This window comes from Vibrio chanodichtyis, assembly GCF_028863985.1.
GTDB classification, from domain to species: domain Bacteria; phylum Pseudomonadota; class Gammaproteobacteria; order Enterobacterales; family Vibrionaceae; genus Vibrio; species Vibrio chanodichtyis.
Genome location: NZ_JARBFT010000014.1, coordinates 51,404 through 70,237, shown reverse-complemented (window position 1 = coordinate 70,237; position 18,834 = coordinate 51,404). Strand labels below are relative to the sequence as shown.

Genomic DNA, 18,834 nt, shown 5'->3' with positions numbered 1-18,834 from the left:
AGCGAGATAATTGTCAGTGTCAAACACTTTTTTCATCTTTTTGCATCGAAGCGTTTTGCCTAGCTGACTGGCCCTGAAGCCTTGCGGCGTCTGCCGTGTCAGTGAGGGCGCATTATAGGGATGCTGATTACATTAGCAAGGACTTTTTGAGTTTTTTTTTAACCACTCGACCAAGTGATGATAGTTTAGCCGTAATTCACCATTTATTGGCGATTAAACTCTCTATTCACACCAGATTGACTATAAAAAGGAGCAACTATGAGCTCGATTCGTCGCTATAAGGGCATTGAACCAAAATTGGGGACTGGAGTTTATGTGGATATTAGCGCCGTGATTGTCGGTGATATTGAGCTGGATGATGATGCCAGCATTTGGCCCTTAGTCGCGGCTCGTGGAGACGTCAACCATATCCGAATTGGAAAACGCAGCAATATTCAAGACGGGTCAGTATTGCATGTGACCCACAAGAATGCGGCAAACCCTGATGGCCATCCTTTATTGATAGGCAATGATGTCACCGTTGGGCATAAAGTGATGCTACACGGCTGCACAATACACGATCGCGTTTTGGTTGGCATGGGATCGATTGTATTAGATGGAGCGGTGATTGAAAGTGATGTGATGGTCGGAGCCGGAAGTTTAGTCCCTCCCGGCAAGCGGCTGATCAGCGGCTTTCTCTATTTAGGCAGCCCAGTAAAGCAAGCGCGAGCTCTGACTGAACAAGAGCGCGCTTTTCTACTCCAATCAGCGGCCAATTATGTGCAGAGCAAAAATGACTATATTAGTGAGGTTAAATCGGCTCACGAGTGATCTCAATTTGGCCTAGAGGATTAAACATTTCCTCTTCAATCGCCTGTTCAGCGATCTCCTCTAGGTCAAAGCGCCATTGTTCAAATGCCCAGACGATCTCTTGTGGGTCAGTTAACTCCCTTGCTGCTAAGGCTTGTAAAACTTGCCGAGCAGCAAGACACTCAATTAATGCCCCATTTTGCTGAGCAAAAAAGACCACCGCTTGTTTCGCTTCATCCCAATGGTGTAAATCAGAGAATAAGATTGATTGATTCATATCCCACCAGCTAGATTTTTACGCAATTCACGCAAAATTTGTTGTGTTCCCGGACGCAAGCCACGCCAAAGCATAAAACTTTCTGCCGCTTGTCCCACCAGCATGCCTAAACCATCCATCACCTGAGTACAACCATGTTGCAACGCCCATTGGTTAAATACCGTCAAGCTCTGACCATACATCATGTCATAACATACTGAGTGAGGAGAAAAGATCGTGGGGCTAATCGCCGGAAGTTCACCGCTCAAACTGGCCGAGGTTGAGTTGATGATCACATCATAGCTCTGATCCAGCTTCGCAAAAGGTTGTGCATCCACTTCGCCGTATAAAGAAAACAGCGCCGCCAGTTGCTCCGCCTTAGCCAGGGTTCGATTGGTAATAGTTATTGATGCGGGCTGTTGATCAAGCAGAGGCTTAAGCACACCACGCGCCGCGCCGCCAGCACCAATCAGCAAAATGCGCGCACCACACAGTGATACCGATCGAGCCAGCAAATCTTGCACTAGGCCAGCACCATCAGTGTTATCGCCCAAGATTTCACCATCGTCGAGTTTTTTAAGCGTATTGACCGCACCAGCCAAACGAGCACGCTCAGTGAGCCGCCCAGCCAAATGATACGCCTGTTCCTTAAATGGCACGGTGACATTACACCCTCGCCCGCCTTGTGCAAAAAAGTGGCGAGCAGCCTCACTAAATCCATCCAGCGCGACACATTGAGCAGTATAAGTCATCGACTGCTGGGTTTGCCGAGCAAATAAAGTATGAATAAAGGGCGATTTACTGTGCTGGATGGGATTACCAAACACGACATACTGATCAATTTGAGAAGCCATATCCTTGCCTACGTCATCAATGGGTCACTGACATGACCCTATCATTGGAAACCTAACGCGTCACCAATCTCGCGCAACTAAAAACTCACTAAGCAGAGCTTCAGGCGTTCCGGCTTCGGGTTGATAACTGTATTCCCAGCGCGCTAAAGGTGGCATTGACATCAAAATTGACTCAGTACGCCCACCCGTTTGTAAACCAAATAACGTACCGCGATCGAATACCAAGTTAAATTCAACGTAGCGACCACGACGATAAAGCTGAAATTGACGCTCGCGCTCACCAAACGGGGTGGCTTTACGCTGTTCAACGATAGGCAGATACGCCTCGGTATATCCAGCACCCACAGCTTGCAAATATTCAAAACAACGCTCAAACGGCCACTGATTGAGATCATCAAAAAATAACCCGCCAATGCCACGAGTTTCATTACGATGGGGCAGGTAAAAATAACGATCACACCACGCTTTATGCTCAGAGTAGACATCCGCTCCAAAAGGCGCGCAGAGATTTTTCGCCGTTTGATGCCAAGCTTGGCAATCCTCAAGTCTTGGATAGCAAGGCGTTAGATCAAAACCGCCGCCAAACCACCAAATCGGTGCTTCACCCTCTTTTTCGGCAATAAAAAAACGCACATTAGCATGGGAGGTGGGAACATGTGGATTATGCGGATGCATCACCAACGAGACTCCCATCGCTTCAAAGCGACGCCCAGCTAACTCTGGCCGGTGCGCAGTGGCAGAAGCGGGCATTTGCTCACCAAAGACGTGCGAAAAATTCACGCCACCTTGTTCAAAAACCGCACCATCACGCATCACCCTCGTGCGGCCGCCTCCCGCTAATTTTTCACCCGCCTCTCGCTGCCACTGATCTTCAATAAACCGCGCTTGACCATCCGCCGCCTCCAGTTGCTGACAAATACTATCTTGCAACTGCCGTAAAAAATGTTGTACCGCCTGTTTATCAATCGCCGGTTGAACAATAGTAGACTTCACTTTCTCTCCTGCGCAGGGTTATCCCTGTCTTAATACTTGTAGGCTGCGAGCATCACGAATTTCACTCGGTCCACTCCGGCCACTGGTTTTACCTTCCACCACCACACTGATGTGTTCCCCAAGCTGTGCGATGACTTGCTGTTGCGTCACACACGCTGGCTGACCACTCAGATTAGCGCTGGTTGAAGTTAAAGGTTTACCAAACGCGACACACAGTTGTTGCACCAGTGGATGAGCTGAAACCCGCACCGCCACAGTATCAAACTGACCACGAACCCAGCTTGGAGTGTAGCGACTGGCTGGCATCACCCAAGTTAAAGGCGCGGGCCAAGATGCCAAGACTTGCGCCAGTTGCTCAGCACTTAATTGGGTTTCATCAATATAGGGTTGCAGTTGCTGATAGTTAGCCGCAATTAAAATTACCCCTTTTTCTACAGGGCGCTGCTTAATCGCTAATAAACGTAGCATAGCCGTTTGATTATCCGGATCACACCCTAAACCAAACACACCTTCTGTCGGATAAGCGATCACGCCACCGCTGCGTAGCGCATCGACCGCTTGTTGCAGATTATCCACTTATTCAACTCCTCATCGCTCTATTCTGTTCAGTGTACGAATCGCAGAGCAATTGACCAGTATTTCCGAACAACCACAAAAAGCAAACGTTTGCTTGAGGTAAAAATCCTCGTATAATGCGCGGCAATCAGCGCTCGTCGCTCAATTTACAACACTGAAGGAGTTTGAGATGACCGTCGGTATTATCATGGGTTCTAAGTCAGACTGGCCAACCATGAAGCATGCAGCAGAGATGCTCGACCACTTAGGTGTGGCATATGAAACCAAAGTGGTTTCGGCACACCGTACTCCTCAACTACTGGCTGATTATGCCTCCAGCGCCAAACAGCGCGGTCTGCAAGTCATCATCGCTGGTGCTGGCGGTGCAGCTCACTTACCAGGGATGGCCGCGGCATTTACCTGCCTGCCGGTTTTAGGCGTACCAGTCCAGTCACGGGCACTGTCTGGACTCGATTCGTTATACTCGATTGTGCAAATGCCTAAAGGGATTGCGGTCGGCACGCTAGCGATTGGCGAAGCCGGTGCTGCCAATGCCGGATTACTCGCGGCACAAATTATCGGCGTGCATCAACCAGAAGTGATGAGCCGAGTTGAAGCGTTCCGCGCTCAGCAAACTCAATTGGTGTTGGATAACCCAGACCCTCGCGAGGAGTAACCGATGCGTGTGTTAGTGCTAGGCGCAGGTCAGCTCGCGCGAATGATGTCTTTGGCAGGAGCTCCGCTCAATATTACCACCATCGCTTTTGATGTTGGCTCAGAACAAATTGTCCATCCATTAACCCAACAGGTGCTGGGACATGGGTTGCAGCACGCGATTGAGCAAGTGGATGTGATCACCGCCGAGTTTGAGCATATTCCACATCCTATTCTTGATCTGTGTGCGAGTAGCGGAAAACTCTACCCAAGTGCGCAAGCCATCAAAATTGGTGGCGATCGCCGTCTAGAAAAAGCGTTATTGGATCGCGCTCAAGTGGCCAACGCAGACTATGCGATTATCCGCACTCAAGCGGATTTCGCACAAGCGGTAACTGACATCGGGATGCCTATGGTGCTAAAAAGTGCCCTTGGCGGCTACGATGGTAAAGGCCAATGGCGCTTAAAGCACCATTCACAGATCGAAGAGATTTGGCAACAATTAGCACAATACTTAGCGGCCAACCCACAGCAAGCGATTGTTGCCGAACAGTTTGTCGCCTTTGATCGTGAAGTTTCACTAGTTGGTGCGCGTAACTTAGCCGGCGATATCGTGGTCTATCCCTTGGCAGAAAATGTGCACACTCAAGGCGTGCTCAGCCTATCGACTGCGATTGACGCACCAGAGCTACAAGCACAAGCGCACGCCATGTTTCAAGCTGTCGCCGAGCAACTCAACTATGTTGGTGTATTAGCGCTGGAGTTTTTCGACGTGCAGGGGCAACTGTTAGTTAACGAAATTGCGCCGCGGGTACATAACTCGGGCCACTGGACCCAACAGGGCGCAGAAACCTGTCAGTTTGAAAATCACTTACGCGCGGTGTGTGGTTTGCCACTAGGCAGTACCAAATTGGTCCGTGAAACCACGATGATCAACATTCTCGGCGAAGACCAATTGGCAAGCGCCGTGTTGGCTCTCGAAGGTTGTCATGTACATTGGTACGGCAAAGAGAAGCGTGCTGGACGCAAGATGGGTCACATCAATGTGACCGCCGATTACACCGGTGAGCTGCAGCGTAAACTATGCCAGCTAGCGGCGCTACTTGATGCAGAAGCCTTTCCAGCACTGCATCTGGCTGCTAATCAGATCGAGCATTAACCAGATCCGCTCTGGCGATCAAGCCGCGTTTAACGCGGCTTGATGGTTGATACGCTGAAAATGAGAATGGGGTTAGCCCTACGGTGAATCAAATCACCCCTGTAGCAACCGCTTGAATATGGCCACATTTGCGATTGGCACACTGAAAACGCATCCCCGCAGCGCTGTGCTTCTCAAGCATTACCGAAAAACCACACTGGGTACAGATTTGAGCCCGTGGTGTCCCATTGAGTGCAAATTTGCATTTAGGGTAACGATCACAAGCATAAAACCGTTTACCAAAGCGAGATTGGCGCTCAATCAGATGACCTTGAGCGCATTCAGGACAAGTGATGGCAAATACAGGCTCGCTTGGTTGATGGGGGCTGTCGGTCGACTCAATATGATGACACTGCGGATAGTCACTACAACCAATAAACATCCCATAACGACCTTGGCGTAGCACCAATTCATGGCCACATGCTGGGCAAGCCACGCCTAACGGTTTGAGAACTTGAGCATCATTGTGATGCAGCGACTGAATATAATCACACTCTGGGTAAGCGCTGCAGCCTAAAAAAGGCCCATGTTTACCGTGACGTAACTGCAAGGTTGCACCACATTGAGGACAAGGTGAGCTTGGTAGCGCCTGTTCGTGAGCCGTGAACAGTTGGGGGTCAATTTTACGCTTCATCTATCACCCACTTAATGCAACACGCCTTGTTCTTGGCTATACAGCAGCTCTTCCATCAAAGTATAAGCATTTTCATTGCCCGGAACGTTGAACAGCACCATTAAAATGATCCATTTGAGATCTTCTAGTTCAAACTCATCGGTTTCTAATCCCATCACACGATCAATTACCATCTCTCGCGTTTCTGCGGTTAGCACATTGATGTGCTCAAGAAAAAGCAAAAAACCACGCGACTCAAGATCAAGCCGCTCAATCTCTTCGGCAGCGTAAATGCGCATTGAAGTTGGGGCACTTTTCGCAATCGCCGTTTGGGCATCGGTTTGTTGCAACGCCGCCAAATCTTCCAACCAATGGAGGGCTTTATAAATATCTTGCTGATGAAAACCTGCGCGCAGCAGTTCATCTTCCAGATGGTCCTGATCCACTTGCAACTCAGCATCGCTATGGATATAGGTTTCGAACAGATACATCAAAATATCCATCATCATAGCTAGCCTCTCCCCTTTCTAATATAGCCACCAGGTACTGCAACCACATGCCCAAGGAGTTCTAACTCCAAGAGCTGCATCATGATTTCCTGCACCGGGATTTTAGTCCGGCTTGCCAGAATATCAATGGGTGTAGCTTCTACCCCTACGTTAGCTAACAGCTCGGGAAATGGCAATTCTTCATCACTGTGGCTGGCACAAAAAAGTGTCGCTTGGCGCGATGCTTGTTCAGAGAGTAACCAAGAGAGTGGATTTTTGAGCTCCTGATAGATCTGTTGCACACTTTGCACTAAACACGCCCCTTGCCGGATCAGTTGATTACTGCCCTGACTGGCGGCGTTGAAAATTGATCCGGGCACCACAAAAACTTCACGCCCTTGATCGGCAGCATAACGGGCGGTGATCAGCGAACCACTTTTTTCCGCCGCTTCGACCACCACCACCCCCAGTGACAAACCACTAATGATACGGTTGCGGCGTGGAAAGTGATCGGCCCGCGGTGCAGCATGCGGTGCAAACTCGGAAACCAATGCGCCTTGGGCAATAATTCGCTCCGCCAAAGCTTGATGCTGTTTGGGGTAGATTTGCGCTAACCCAGAGCCCAATACCGCCACCGTTTGCCCCTTGGCTTGCAAAGCGCCATCATGCGCATGTCCATCAATCCCGAGCGCTAATCCGCTGACTACCACCAACCCGGATTGAACCAGCTCGGTCGCAAACTGGCGCGCAATTTGTCGTCCGTCAATACTGGCATTGCGGCTACCGACAATCGCCAGTGCAGGATCGTGCAAAGCGGGTAGCTGACCTTCGATAAACAGCACCGGAGGCGGCGCTGCAATTTCTTTCAATAAACGAGGATAGTGCGAGCAATGTGGTGTCACTATGTAGCGGTGATCGGCAGCGCTACGCCATTGCAAGCTCTGCTCAGCTTGCGCGGCGGCGCGAGTGGTTAAAAAGGCTAACTGTTCTGGTTTAAGGCCACGCGCCAACCATTGCTGAGGCGTGAAGGTTGACAGCTGAGCTGGCGATTGAGTAGCCAATAGATAAGAGAGTGTTCTGCTCCCCAGCTTGGGGGTAAAACACAGCGCTAGCCAAGTGGCTAAATCGTGATCCTTCATTAACCCGCATCATCAAGTGGGGGAATGGGTGTGGCCACATCCCCTCGATCCGCGATTGAGGATGGTGTAGCGGCCTCAGGGGCAAGCGCCAAAATATCCTGACTGATCGGCGCTAAACTGTGGGTAATTAACGCCAGACTAAAACGCGCATAAGGGCGGATCACCATCAAACTGCCGATGTTTAAATTCGGCAGCTGCACCTCTGAAGCTGACTGCGAGCTGGCAAACCAAGCCTGCTTGGTGTTGACTTTTGCTCCGGCCTGATAAAGCTCAAACATGCTGCCTTGCACCAAACCATCATCACGACCTTGGTCAATCACCACCACTTGGTTTTGCCCGGCATAATGACTGCCTTCTAATGAACCAAGGATCTGGGCTTGGCTTCCCTCTGGCGCAGGTTGTGGATAGAAAGTGGTAGAAAGAGCGCGCTGTGCAAGGTCAACTTCTGGTAACGCAATATCATTGCGCAGGATCTCTTGCGTCTGCTCGAACAGCGTCAAACCACTGAAATGCGTGTCAGTCATCACCAACTCACCTAGCGCCACCAAACGCAGCACCACCATCACCTCATCTTGCCGCAGATATTGGGCAACTTCGCGATAAATTCCCCACGTTTTCTCGCTGTGAACACCGGTGATATACAACTGCTCTTGCTTGGTCAGATATTTACGGTCATCACTGGAACCTATCACCCGCGCACTATCTTGCAAAACCGCGGGACTCATCAAGCGATCCGACTGCAGATAAGGTAACACCAAACTCTCTTGCACCGTAGGTACCGCTTGCTTTGTCACCACTCGCACTTGTGGACTAAGTTTTACCATCGGCTTTAAACTCAGCACCGGTTGCCCATCGCGCCAAAACAGGGTCAATTTATCGCCAGGGTAGATTAAATGCGGGTTATTGATCTCTGGGTTAGCCTGCCAAAGCCTCGGCCATAACCATGGACTATCTAGATACAATGCCGAGATATCCCACAGAGTATCGCCTTTGACCACAGTATAAGTTTGCGGCGCATTGTGTTTGAGTGTCAGTGGAGTTTTCGGCTCGGCGATTACCGGTGCACTGCATAAAGTGAAAGGTAATAACGCGCAAGCAATATAGCGGGTTAATCGTGCCATGACCTTGCTTCCTTGGTCGAAAGAGAACTGGGTGGTGGAGAAATCACGTCCGGATGCTGTCATTTGGATCATAAAATGTCTAGAATTGAACCAACACGCATTAAGCTGTTTCGGCACAGTTCAACATTTCGAGTGTATATGTCTGTATTGCAAGTACTAACCTTCCCTGATGATCGGCTGCGTACCGTGGCCAAACCGGTCACGACCATCACGCCGCACATCCAACAAATTGTCGATGACATGTTGGAAACCATGTATGCCGAGCAAGGCATCGGTTTGGCAGCGACCCAGGTCGATATCCATCAACGAATTGTGGTGATTGATATTTCTGAAACGCGCGATCAGCCGATGGTGCTGATTAATCCAGAAATCATTGCCAGCCAAGGGGAAGACGGTATTGAAGAGGGATGTTTGTCGGTGCCGGGGGCTCGTGCACTGGTGCCACGTGCAGCACAAGTAACAGTGCAAGCCCAAGACCGAGATGGCCAACCCTATCGCTTCATCGCAGACGATCTGCTCGCGATTTGTGTTCAGCACGAACTGGACCATTTAGCCGGTAAACTGTTTGTCGATTATCTGTCACCGCTGAAACGTAACCGTATTAAAGAGAAGCTAGAGAAAATCAAACGCTTCAACCAGAAAAAATAATTTACTGTGAGGTAAGCTTGAGCCAATCACTCCGTATTGTGTTTGCAGGTACTCCGGATTTCGCCGCCCGTCATTTGGCGGCGTTGTTGTCTTCGGAGCACGACATCATCGCGGTCTATACCCAACCCGATCGCCCAGCGGGACGCGGTAAAAAACTGACCGCCAGCCCAGTTAAAAACCTGGCACTTGAGCACAACATTCCGGTTTATCAGCCAGAAAACTTTAAATCGCCAGAGGCCAAACAGCAGCTTGCCGATCTCAATGCCGATCTGATGGTCGTGGTCGCCTACGGTTTGTTACTCCCCAAAGCTGTGCTCGACACACCAAAACTCGGCTGCATTAACGTGCATGGCTCAATTTTGCCACGCTGGCGTGGTGCAGCACCCATCCAACGCTCGATTTGGGCCGGTGATAGTGAAACGGGCGTGACCATTATGCAAATGGATGTTGGACTGGACACCGGTGCGATGCTCAACATTGCTCGCTTGCCGATTGAGCCGCACGATACCAGCGCTAGCCTGTATGACAAGCTAGCTGGACTCGGCCCACAGGCACTGCTCGACTGTTTAAGCCAAATCGCGCAAGGCACCGCAGTCGCGGTAGCGCAAGACGATGCACAGGCTAATTATGCGCATAAGCTCAGTAAAGAAGAGGCACGCATCAACTGGAGTGACGATGCTGCGCACATTGCACGCTGTATCCGCGCCTTTAATCCATGGCCGATGAGCCATTTTGAGGTCGCCGAAAACAGCGTCAAAGTTTGGCAAGCTCGGGTTGAAGATCGAGTGGTAAGCCAAACGCCGGGCACCATCCTGCAAGCGGATAAGAGTGGCATTTATATAGCAACCGGACACCAAGTTTTGGTGCTGGAAAGCCTACAAATCCCAGGCAAAAAAGCCTTGCCTGTGACCGATATTCTTAATGCGCGCGCCGACTGGTTTAGTGTCGGTAGCCAGCTCAGTTAATGGTTCGCCCTAGCCGATAGCGCTGGGGCCTATTTTTTGGTTTCGATTTTATGATGAATATTCGCGCCGCCGCCGCGTCGGCTCTGTACCAAGTGGTTGATTTAGGCCAATCACTCTCCAATGCTTTACCTATCGCTCAGCAGCAAGTTCGGCCACGCGATCATGCGCTCCTGCAAGAGATCTGCTATGGCGTATTACGCCAACTGCCCCGTTTAGAATCGATCAGCCAAGCGCTGATGGAAACACCATTAAAAGGCAAGCAACGGGTCTTTCACTTCCTGATTTTGGTCGGCTTGTACCAATTGAGTTTTATGCGCATTCCTGCCCATGCCGCCGTCGGTGAAACGGTCGAAGGCGCACAAGATCTCAAAGGCCCGCGCCTACGTGGTCTGATTAACGCCGTGCTGCGTAACTACCAGCGCGATCAAGATCGCTTAGATGCACAAGCCACCAGCCATGATGCCGGACGCTACGGTCACCCAGGTTGGTTACTCAAACTGCTCAAAGAGAGCTATCCTGAGCAGTGGCCACAAATTGTAGAAGCCAATAACAGCAAAGCGCCGATGTGGCTGCGGGTCAACCATCAACACCATACGCGTGCTGAGTATCAAGCGCTGCTTGAGCAAGCGGGTATTGCTAGCCAGCCGCACTCGCAAGCAGCAGATGCACTCTGCTTAGACACGCCTTGTGATGTGCAGCAACTGCCGGGCTTTGCCGCAGGCTGGGTTTCAGTACAAGATGCCGCAGCGCAGTTAGCCATCAATTACCTCACTCCGCAAGCCGGAGAGCTGATTTTAGATTGCTGCGCCGCACCGGGTGGTAAAACGGCACATATCCTAGAGCGCACCCCAAATAGCCAAGTGGTGGCGATTGATTGTGACCAAACCCGTCTGAAACGGGTACAAGACAACTTGCAGCGCTTACAACTTAAGGCACAAGTGATTTGTGGTGATGCCCGCTATCCGCAAGATTGGTGGCAAGGCGAGCAGTTTGATCGCATCTTACTCGATGCCCCTTGTTCAGCCACTGGGGTAATTCGTCGTCATCCAGACATCAAATGGCTCCGTCGCGCTAACGATATTACTGCTCTTGCTGAGCTGCAGCGCGAAATTTTAGACGCCATGTGGCAACAATTAAAACCCGGTGGTACGTTGGTGTACGCGACCTGTTCGATTACGCCACAAGAGAACAGTTTACAGGTTAAAGCGTTCTTGCAACGCACTCCCAATGCAAGCCTGATCGATTCCGATCCGAGCCAGCCTGGCCGTCAAATTTTGCCCGGTGAACAAGCGATGGATGGCTTCTATTACGCGGTATTGAAAAAACAACTGTGATGCACGAATCCAAGGCAAGCCAGCTTGTCTTGGGCTGAGTAAACAAAGAGAACAGGTTATGAAAATCATCATTCTTGGCGCCGGACAAGTCGGCGGCACACTGGCCGAAAACTTAGTTGGTGAAAACAATGACATCACAGTAGTGGATAAAAGCGCTGAACGACTGCGTGATCTACAAGATAAATATGACTTGCGCGTGGTCAATGGCCACGCCAGCCATCCAGATGTGCTGCGCGAAGCGGGTGCGCAAGATGCGGATATGCTGGTTGCCGTCACCAATACCGATGAAACCAATATGGCCGCCTGCCAAGTCGCCTTCACTCTGTTTAATACGCCGAACCGGATTGCGCGTATTCGTTCACCGCAATATCTGGCCGAAAAAGAGGCCCTGTTTCAATCTGGAGCGGTGCCCGTCGACCACCTGATTGCCCCAGAGCAGCTGGTCACCAGCTATATTGAACGCTTGATCCAGTATCCGGGAGCGTTACAAGTGGTCAGCTTTGCAGAAGAAAAAGTTAGCCTAGTGGCGGTCAAAGCCTATTATGGTGGGCCACTGGTCGGCAACGCGCTTGCGGCACTGCGCGATCACATGCCGCACATCGACACTCGGGTTGCCGCTATTTTCCGTCAAGGCCGACCAATTCGCCCGCAAGGTTCGACCATTATCGAAGCCGATGACGAAGTGTTTTTCATCGCCGCCAGTAACCACATTCGCTCGGTGATGAGTGAATTACAGCGCCTAGAAAAACCGTATCGACGGATCATGATTGTCGGTGGCGGTAACATTGGGGCTAGCTTAGCCAAGCGGCTAGAGCACAGCTATAGTGTTAAATTGATTGAGCGTAATGACCAACGCGCCGAACAGCTATCGGAAGAGCTCGCTAATACTATCGTGTTTTGTGGTGATGCCGCCGATCAAGAGTTGCTGTCGGAAGAGAACATCGATCAAGTCGATGTGTTTATCGCTCTCACCAATGAAGATGAAACCAACATTATGTCGGCCATGCTCGCCAAACGGATGGGCGCTAAAAAAGCCATGGTGTTGATCCAGCGCAGCGGCTATGTTGACTTAGTACAAGGCGGGGTGATTGATGTGGCAATTTCACCACAACAAGCGACCATTTCCGCGCTACTGACTCACGTGCGGCGAGCCGATATTGTTAACGTTTCCTCACTGCGCCGAGGCGCGGCAGAGGCGATTGAAGCGGTAGCGCACGGCGATGAAACCACCTCCAAAGTGGTCGGACGCGCAGTGGGAGATATCAAACTGCCCCCCGGCACCACGATTGGCGCCATCGTACGTGGTGAAGAGGTGCTGATTGCTCATGATCGCACCGCCATTGAGCAAGGCGATCATGTGGTGATGTTCTTGGTCGATAAAAAATACGTGCCCGACGTGGAAGCCCTATTCCAGCCGAGTCCATTCTTCTTATAGATAAAGGTTGGCGCTATGCTCAACTTACGGCCGATTGCTTTTATTATTGGGTTGGTGCTGTCTAAGCTTGCCCTATTTATGTATGTACCGACACTGGTGGCGTTTGTGACCGGCAGTGGCGGTTTCCTCGATTTTGCCCAAGCGGTGATCATTACCCATGTAGTGGCATTTGCTTGTTTGAGCGTTGGCCGTACCCAACACTTTCGGCTCAATGTGCGCGATATGTTTTTGATCACCAGCTTAGTCTGGACCATCGCCAGTGCATTTGCTGCGCTGCCTTTTGTGTTGATCAACCACATCAGTTTTACCGATGCCTATTTTGAAACCATGTCCGGACTCACCACCACGGGTTCAACAGTACTCAGTGGATTGGACTCTATGCCACCGAGCATTTTGCTGTGGCGATCCATTATCCAGTGGCTAGGTGGGGTTGGATTTATTGTGATGGCAGTTGCGGTGCTGCCGATGCTCAACGTCGGCGGTATGAAGCTATTCCAAACCGAATCATCCGATAAATCGGATAAAAGCAGCCCACGCGCCAAAACGGTGGCCAAAAACATTATGGCGGTCTATCTGGTGCTGACCATCTTATGTTTTATGAGCTATCTCGCCACCGGCATGACCCCCTTTGAGGCGATTAATCACGCGTTCACCACCCTTTCGACCGGGGGCTACTCAACTAGCGACAGCTCTATGAATCGCTTTTCCCATGGTGCACATTGGGTTGGCACCTTATTTATGTTTCTTGGCGGGCTGCCGTTTCTGCTGTTTGTACAAGTTCTGCGTAAAAAAAGCCCGCGCTCGCTACTCAGCGATGAACAGGTGCGCGGATTTTTCTGGGTAGTGCTCATCTCCAGCTTAATGGTTGCCAGCTGGTTATGGCTAAAAAACGGTTATCAGATAAGCGATGCACTGCGTGTCGCGATGTTTAACATCGTCTCAGTGATGACCACCACCGGCTTTGGGTTGGATGACTTCACCGCCTGGGGCGCATTGCCTTCGACCATTTTTGCTTTTTTATTAATGGCCGGTGCCTGCTCGGGCTCAACGTCCGGCGGCATCAAAGTGTTCCGTTTTCAAATCGCGATGGCGCTCCTCAAAAAACAACTGCTTAATCTTATCCATCCATCCGGCATCTTTATTCAGCGCTATAACCAACGCCCAGTCAACGAAGAGATCATCCGCTCGGTGGTAGCATTTGCACTGACTTACTTTATTACTATCGTGGTGCTCGCAGGGGCGTTATCGGCCATGGGATTAGACTCGATCACCAGCATTTCTGGCGCTGTGACGGCAGTGGCTAACGTCGGCCCCGGCATGGGAAGCGTGATTGGTCCAACGGGGAATTTTGCCTCGCTCCCAGATGCCGCCAAGTGGCTATTAAGTTTGGGAATGTTAATGGGACGCTTGGAAATCCTGACCATATTGGTGCTGTTTTTCCCGGCATTTTGGCGTCACTAGCCACCATGCGAACATCCTCACTAGCCAGCAGTAATCGGATCGACGTACCAATAAATCGCTAAAAAATGGCAGGTGCAGCCAACGAGCACAAAGGCGTGCCAAATGGCATGGTGGTAAGGAATGCGCTTAGCCACGTAAAAAATCACCCCCAGCGAGTAGATGATTCCGCCCGCCGCCAACAAGGTTAATCCGCCGACAGCAAGGTGAATCGCTAACTGATACACCACCAGCAAGGATAACCACCCCATAGTGAGATAAGTCAGCAACGACAATTTTTTAAAGCGATAAATAAAAGCGATTTTGCCTAAGATACCGATCAAAGCCAGCGACCAGATGACAATCATCAATCCCACCGCCAGCGGAGTGCGCAAACTGACCAACAAAAATGGGGTGTAACTTCCGGCAATCAATAAATAAATCGCACAGTGATCAAAGGTTTTTAACCAGCGTTTTGCCCGTTGATAAGGGATGGCGTGATACAGAGTCGACGCTAAAAACAGCACGATCATGCTGCTGCCGTAAACACTCAGACTGGCGATAGTCAAACTATCTGCGTGCTGGGCGTTGGCTTTTACCAGCAATAACACTAAACCGACGATCCCCAAAATCAGCCCAAGTCCGTGACTGATCGCGTTGGCGATCTCCTCTCTGAACGGATAACGATTCAACATTTCATTTCACTCAATCATACCATTGGCCGCTAGTATTGCACATTGAGCTTACACGCGTTAGCTAAAATTAATCATTATGCTCATTACTAAGCTGGTCAACTATCGACCATTCAAACTGCAAGTGCTATTCTGTATGCGATATGAACACATATCGCTATTCCTGATTCATGATTCGGATCGGCCAGCGCCAAAAGCAGTCGTGCCCAATGATGTTCATCACTCAAGTGCGACGAGTAATGATTCAGGGTTTACTCTCGGCAATGGATATGCCTGACAGTTAGGTTATGTTATGCGCCCAACAACCGTCAGGTTTTCAAATACCAATCGTAGTGCAATGCGTCGCCGTAGTGGCTTTGCCATGGCTCCGGTTGGCAAAAAAACAGCCACCGCACCCACCTTGGTTGAAAGAAAAGTGTTAACCACCTTTCCTGAAACCAAAATCGGTCAGGCGGCTTAAGCGAAAAGCGCAGTTTAGCTGCGCTTTTTTATACGCGCTCTTGGCGTGCAAGACGCTTTTGGCACTGATGTTTTTAACGATTCACTTTTTTTTACCGATCAATTGGTATTGCCGAGCGCTTTTGCTACCTTTAGTCACAAATCACTATAATAACTGTGGAGAAAGTCATGCAATGCCATCGCGTAGAAGAACTACTGCAACTACTGGAGCCTGAATGGCACAAAGATTCTGAGCTCAATCTGATCCAATTTCTGCTCAAACTGGCGCAAGAAGCAGGCTATCAAGGCGATCTGCAAGATTTGACCGATGATGTACTGATCTATCATCTAAAAATGCGCAATAGCGCCAAAGATGAAGCGATCCCAGGGCTAAAAAAAGATTATCAGGATGATTTCAAAACCGCGATTCTCCGGGCGCGCGGTATCATTCAATAGCCAATGATCCTGCGGTGTTTGGCCGCTTAAACCTGTGTCACACCATTCAAAATATCTATCCAGCGGCGTCAGCCGCTTTTTTTACACTGGGTTAACTCAGTCACCGTAGGGGCGAACAGTGCTGATGACACAATGAGTCTCGGCCACCAAGATCTGCAGATTAACACTATACTTAATCGCCAACTCGCGATTGCCTTAGGTTGGTGTGAGACCATAAATTAGTGCTTTAAATAGGTGGTTAATATTGTGCTTATGCCAACAAGGATCGCGCCATGAGTCAGGATAAAATCGATGTCAAACCGATCACGCTGCCAGAGCACGATCGCAAAGCGCCCCACTCCAGACCCGCGCGCGTTAACCCCAATCATCACATTTATGTTCGTCACAGTCGCGGTCGCTACCAACAACTGCGCCGTTATGCTGGTGGCTTGCTCCTGCTGCTGTTTGGCCTGCTGCCATGGCTCACTTATGGTGATCGGCCGGCGATTTTACTCGATATCACGCATCAGCAATTTAATCTGTTTGGCACCACCCTCTACCCACAAGATCTGACGTTACTCGCGCTGCTGCTGATCATCGCCGCCTTCGCTCTCTTTTTTATCACCACCTGGTTAGGCCGAGTTTGGTGCGGTTATCTCTGTCCCCAAACGGTCTGGACATTTGTCTATCTCTGGTTTGAAGAAAAACTCGAAGGCAGTGCCAATAAAAGACGTTTGCAAGACAGCGGCCGCCTCACCCTATCCCTTGCGCTACGCAAAACCATCAAACATGGCGCTTGGTTAGCGATTGCCTTGCTAACCGGGCTGACTTTTGTCGGTTATTTTGTACCGATTCGCCAATTGACAGTCGATGTGCTGACCTTCAATGCCGAGTTCTGGCCACTGTTTTGGGTATTGTTATTTACCGTCTGTACTTATGGCAATGCGGGATGGATGCGCTCAATTATGTGCATTCACATCTGCCCTTATGCACGCTTTCAATCCGCGATGTTTGATAAAGACACCTTGATCGTCGGCTATGATGCGGCACGTGGCGAAACACGCGGTCCACGCACCCGCACCACCGATCGCCAAGCCCAAGGCTTAGGTGATTGCGTCGACTGTGAGCTGTGCGTGCAGGTCTGTCCAACCGGAATCGATATTCGCAACGGCCTACAATATGAGTGCATCAACTGCGGTGCTTGCATCGATGCCTGCGATCATACGATGCAGCGAATGGGCTACGCCACAAAGTTGATCAGTTACACCTCTGAACATCGGCTGCGCGGTAAACCCACCAAAATCATGCGCCCCAAACTACTCGGCTACGCTGGCGTATTGTGCGTGATGCTCGGTCTATTGTTCGTGCAAATCGTCAATCTCGATCCCGCGGGCCTTAGCGTGCTAAGAGATCGCAGCCAACTGTTTAGAACCAACAGCTCGGGTGAAATTGAAAATACCTACACGCTCAAAGTGATCAATAAAACTCAGCAAGTGCAAACTTACCAGCTATCCGTCACCGGACTGGATCAGGTCTCATGGTACGGCAAGCAAACTGTGGTGGTGCACCCGGGTGAGATGATCAATCTGCCGATGGCCCTTGGGGTCGAACCAGAAAATCTCAGCTCTGCGGTAACCACAATTCAGTTTATACTGCACGATATAAGCCACCCATTTACCCTTGAAGTCGAGAGCCGGTTTATTCAGCCGCTCTGACAATCACCCGCATGGTAAAGGGCTCAGTAATGAGTTCTGATGATTTGATGACCCAAGCTACTTTTCACTTTAATGCTTTAACGCCCGATCTGATCTGGTTCGCGCTAGAAAGTATCGGTATTCGTGCAGAATCTGGTTTTTTACCACTCAACAGTTACGAAAACCGCGTCTACCAGTTTAGCGATGAACAGCGACGCCGCTTGGTGGTCAAGTTTTATCGACCACAACGCTGGAGCGATCAACAGATCCAGGAAGAGCACGATTTCGCACTGGAGCTACAACAGCAAGAGATCCCCGTTGTCCCTCCACTAGAGATCAACGGTGCCACGTTACATCACCATCAAGGCTACCGTTTTGCCCTATTTAACAGCATGGGTGGACGCCAATATGAAGTGGATAATGAGCAGCATTTAGAGTGGGTCGGACGCTTTCTTGGCCGGATTCACAAGGTGGGAGCGAGCAAATCATTTCATCACCGCCCCACTCTGTCACTGGATGAATACCTCTATCAACCGCGGCATATTCTGGAATACAGTCACTGCGTTCCCGCGCATTTACAGCGTGTTTTTTTTGAGCAGCTCGACTTGTTAATCAATGAGATACAGCAACACTGGCCAGCGAATCAATCACACATCCGCCTACACGGCGATTGTCATCCCGGCAATATACTGTGGCGTGATGGCCCGATGTTTGTTGATCTGGATGACGCACGCAGCGGCCCTGCAGTACAGGATTTGTGGATGCTACTGCATGGCGATCGCCAAGAAAAATTACTGCAATTGGACATTCTGCTGGAAGGCTATCAAGAGTTTTGCGATTTTAACCCGCAGCAATTGAAACTAATCGAGCCACTACGTGGTCTACGCATGGTGCACTATATGGCATGGCTCGCCAAACGCTGGCAAGATCCGGCCTTTCCGGTAGCCTTTCCTTGGTTTAACGATGCCAAATACTGGGAAAGTCAAATTCTCGCTTTCCAAGAGCAGATTGTCGCCCTGCAAGCCCCTCCGCTATCACTGCAGCCGCAGTGGTAAGCAAGCACAATTATTTTAAGCACCATCAATTTAATGGAGAA

21 protein-coding genes are annotated in these 18,834 nt (G+C 50.3%); 12 read left to right on the top strand and 9 right to left on the bottom strand.

Features of this window, described 5'->3' with window-relative positions; translation table 11 throughout:
* Positions 1-258: 258 nt before the first annotated feature.
* Complete coding sequence (locus PUN32_RS12165; RefSeq protein WP_274723458.1) at positions 259-810, top strand: gamma carbonic anhydrase family protein; 552 nt, start codon at positions 259-261, stop codon at positions 808-810.
* Here PUN32_RS12165 and PUN32_RS12160 read toward each other — a convergent pair.
* The 4 genes from PUN32_RS12160 to PUN32_RS12145 are packed head-to-tail and all read right to left on the bottom strand — an operon-like array spanning position 791 to position 3,468.
* Positions 791-1,066: a DUF1488 family protein gene (locus PUN32_RS12160; protein ID WP_274723457.1), complete on the bottom strand. Its 276-nt coding sequence runs from the start codon at positions 1,064-1,066 to the stop codon at positions 791-793. The two genes, PUN32_RS12165 and PUN32_RS12160, sit on opposite strands and share 20 nt — an antisense overlap.
* Positions 1,063-1,899: a shikimate dehydrogenase gene (aroE, locus tag PUN32_RS12155; RefSeq protein WP_274723456.1), complete on the bottom strand. Its 837-nt coding sequence runs from the start codon at positions 1,897-1,899 to the stop codon at positions 1,063-1,065. Before aroE ends, PUN32_RS12160 begins: the two co-directional genes overlap by 4 nt.
* 60 nt (positions 1,900-1,959) lie before the next feature.
* A complete protein-coding gene (gene hemF / locus PUN32_RS12150; protein WP_274723463.1) occupies positions 1,960-2,880 on the bottom strand; it encodes an oxygen-dependent coproporphyrinogen oxidase in 921 nt (306 codons plus the stop codon).
* Between the two features lie 30 nt (positions 2,881-2,910).
* The gene (locus tag PUN32_RS12145; protein WP_274723455.1) at positions 2,911-3,468 is read right to left on the bottom strand and encodes an L-threonylcarbamoyladenylate synthase; all 558 of its coding nucleotides are present in this window, start codon (positions 3,466-3,468) and stop codon (positions 2,911-2,913) included.
* A gap of 169 nt (positions 3,469-3,637) precedes the next feature.
* Between PUN32_RS12145 and purE the strand changes: the two genes are divergently transcribed.
* Together purE and PUN32_RS12135 are read left to right on the top strand one after the other, a co-directional pair.
* Positions 3,638-4,123 (top strand): 5-(carboxyamino)imidazole ribonucleotide mutase, encoded by a 486-nt coding sequence (gene purE, locus PUN32_RS12140; RefSeq protein WP_166013966.1) that lies wholly within the window; start codon positions 3,638-3,640, stop codon positions 4,121-4,123.
* Positions 4,124-4,126: 3 nt separating this feature from the next.
* Positions 4,127-5,260 carry a 5-(carboxyamino)imidazole ribonucleotide synthase gene (locus tag PUN32_RS12135; protein WP_274723454.1) on the top strand — a complete coding sequence of 378 codons (1,134 nt, stop codon included), beginning with the start codon at positions 4,127-4,129 and terminating at the stop codon, positions 5,258-5,260.
* A gap of 88 nt (positions 5,261-5,348) precedes the next feature.
* Here the strand turns inward: PUN32_RS12135 and PUN32_RS12130 are convergent, their stop codons facing one another.
* The 4 genes from PUN32_RS12130 to PUN32_RS12115 are packed head-to-tail and all read right to left on the bottom strand — an operon-like array spanning position 5,349 to position 8,660.
* Positions 5,349-5,933 (bottom strand): DNA topoisomerase family protein, encoded by a 585-nt coding sequence (locus PUN32_RS12130; RefSeq protein ID WP_274723453.1) that lies wholly within the window; start codon positions 5,931-5,933, stop codon positions 5,349-5,351.
* Between the two features lie 11 nt (positions 5,934-5,944).
* Positions 5,945-6,421, bottom strand: coding sequence for a DUF494 family protein (locus PUN32_RS12125; RefSeq protein ID WP_274723452.1), 477 nt, complete (start codon positions 6,419-6,421; stop codon positions 5,945-5,947).
* Positions 6,422-6,423: 2 nt separating this feature from the next.
* On the bottom strand, positions 6,424-7,539 hold the full coding sequence (gene dprA, locus PUN32_RS12120) for a DNA-processing protein DprA (protein WP_274723451.1): 1,116 nt from the start codon (positions 7,537-7,539) through the stop codon (positions 6,424-6,426).
* Complete coding sequence (locus PUN32_RS12115; protein WP_274723450.1) at positions 7,539-8,660, bottom strand: LysM peptidoglycan-binding domain-containing protein; 1,122 nt, start codon at positions 8,658-8,660, stop codon at positions 7,539-7,541. Before PUN32_RS12115 ends, dprA begins: the two co-directional genes overlap by 1 nt.
* Positions 8,661-8,798: 138 nt before the next feature.
* Between PUN32_RS12115 and def the strand changes: the two genes are divergently transcribed.
* The 5 genes from def to PUN32_RS12090 are packed head-to-tail and all read left to right on the top strand — an operon-like array spanning position 8,799 to position 14,503.
* Positions 8,799-9,308: a peptide deformylase gene (gene def, locus PUN32_RS12110; protein WP_274723462.1), complete on the top strand. Its 510-nt coding sequence runs from the start codon at positions 8,799-8,801 to the stop codon at positions 9,306-9,308.
* 17 nt (positions 9,309-9,325) lie between these two features.
* Positions 9,326-10,273: a methionyl-tRNA formyltransferase gene (fmt, locus tag PUN32_RS12105; protein WP_274723449.1), complete on the top strand. Its 948-nt coding sequence runs from the start codon at positions 9,326-9,328 to the stop codon at positions 10,271-10,273.
* A 53-nt stretch (positions 10,274-10,326) separates the two neighbouring features.
* Entirely contained in the window at positions 10,327-11,607 is a 1,281-nt protein-coding gene (gene rsmB / locus PUN32_RS12100) for a 16S rRNA (cytosine(967)-C(5))-methyltransferase RsmB (protein WP_274723461.1), read from the top strand.
* Between the two features lie 58 nt (positions 11,608-11,665).
* Complete coding sequence (trkA, locus tag PUN32_RS12095; RefSeq protein ID WP_166013974.1) at positions 11,666-13,042, top strand: Trk system potassium transporter TrkA; 1,377 nt, start codon at positions 11,666-11,668, stop codon at positions 13,040-13,042.
* Positions 13,043-13,057: 15 nt separating this feature from the next.
* On the top strand, positions 13,058-14,503 hold the full coding sequence (locus tag PUN32_RS12090) for a TrkH family potassium uptake protein (RefSeq protein ID WP_274723448.1): 1,446 nt from the start codon (positions 13,058-13,060) through the stop codon (positions 14,501-14,503).
* Positions 14,504-14,523: 20 nt separating this feature from the next.
* Here PUN32_RS12090 and trhA read toward each other — a convergent pair whose 3' ends face one another.
* Positions 14,524-15,174: a PAQR family membrane homeostasis protein TrhA gene (trhA, locus tag PUN32_RS12085; protein WP_274723447.1), complete on the bottom strand. Its 651-nt coding sequence runs from the start codon at positions 15,172-15,174 to the stop codon at positions 14,524-14,526.
* 289 nt (positions 15,175-15,463) lie between these two features.
* Between trhA and PUN32_RS12080 the strand changes: the two genes are divergently transcribed.
* The 4 genes from PUN32_RS12080 to PUN32_RS12065 all read left to right on the top strand — a co-directional run bounded on the left by PUN32_RS12080 (position 15,464) and on the right by PUN32_RS12065 (position 18,793).
* Positions 15,464-15,631, top strand: a complete 168-nt coding sequence (locus PUN32_RS12080; RefSeq protein WP_274723446.1) for a hypothetical protein — start codon at positions 15,464-15,466, stop codon at positions 15,629-15,631.
* 167 nt (positions 15,632-15,798) lie between these two features.
* Positions 15,799-16,065, top strand: coding sequence for a YihD family protein (locus PUN32_RS12075; protein ID WP_166013977.1), 267 nt, complete (start codon positions 15,799-15,801; stop codon positions 16,063-16,065).
* Positions 16,066-16,337: 272 nt separating this feature from the next.
* The gene (gene ccoG, locus PUN32_RS12070; RefSeq protein ID WP_274723445.1) at positions 16,338-17,759 is read left to right on the top strand and encodes a cytochrome c oxidase accessory protein CcoG; all 1,422 of its coding nucleotides are present in this window, start codon (positions 16,338-16,340) and stop codon (positions 17,757-17,759) included.
* Positions 17,760-17,806: 47 nt separating this feature from the next.
* The gene (locus PUN32_RS12065; RefSeq protein ID WP_274723460.1) at positions 17,807-18,793 is read left to right on the top strand and encodes a serine/threonine protein kinase; all 987 of its coding nucleotides are present in this window, start codon (positions 17,807-17,809) and stop codon (positions 18,791-18,793) included.
* The last annotated feature ends 41 nt before the right edge of the window (positions 18,794-18,834 follow it).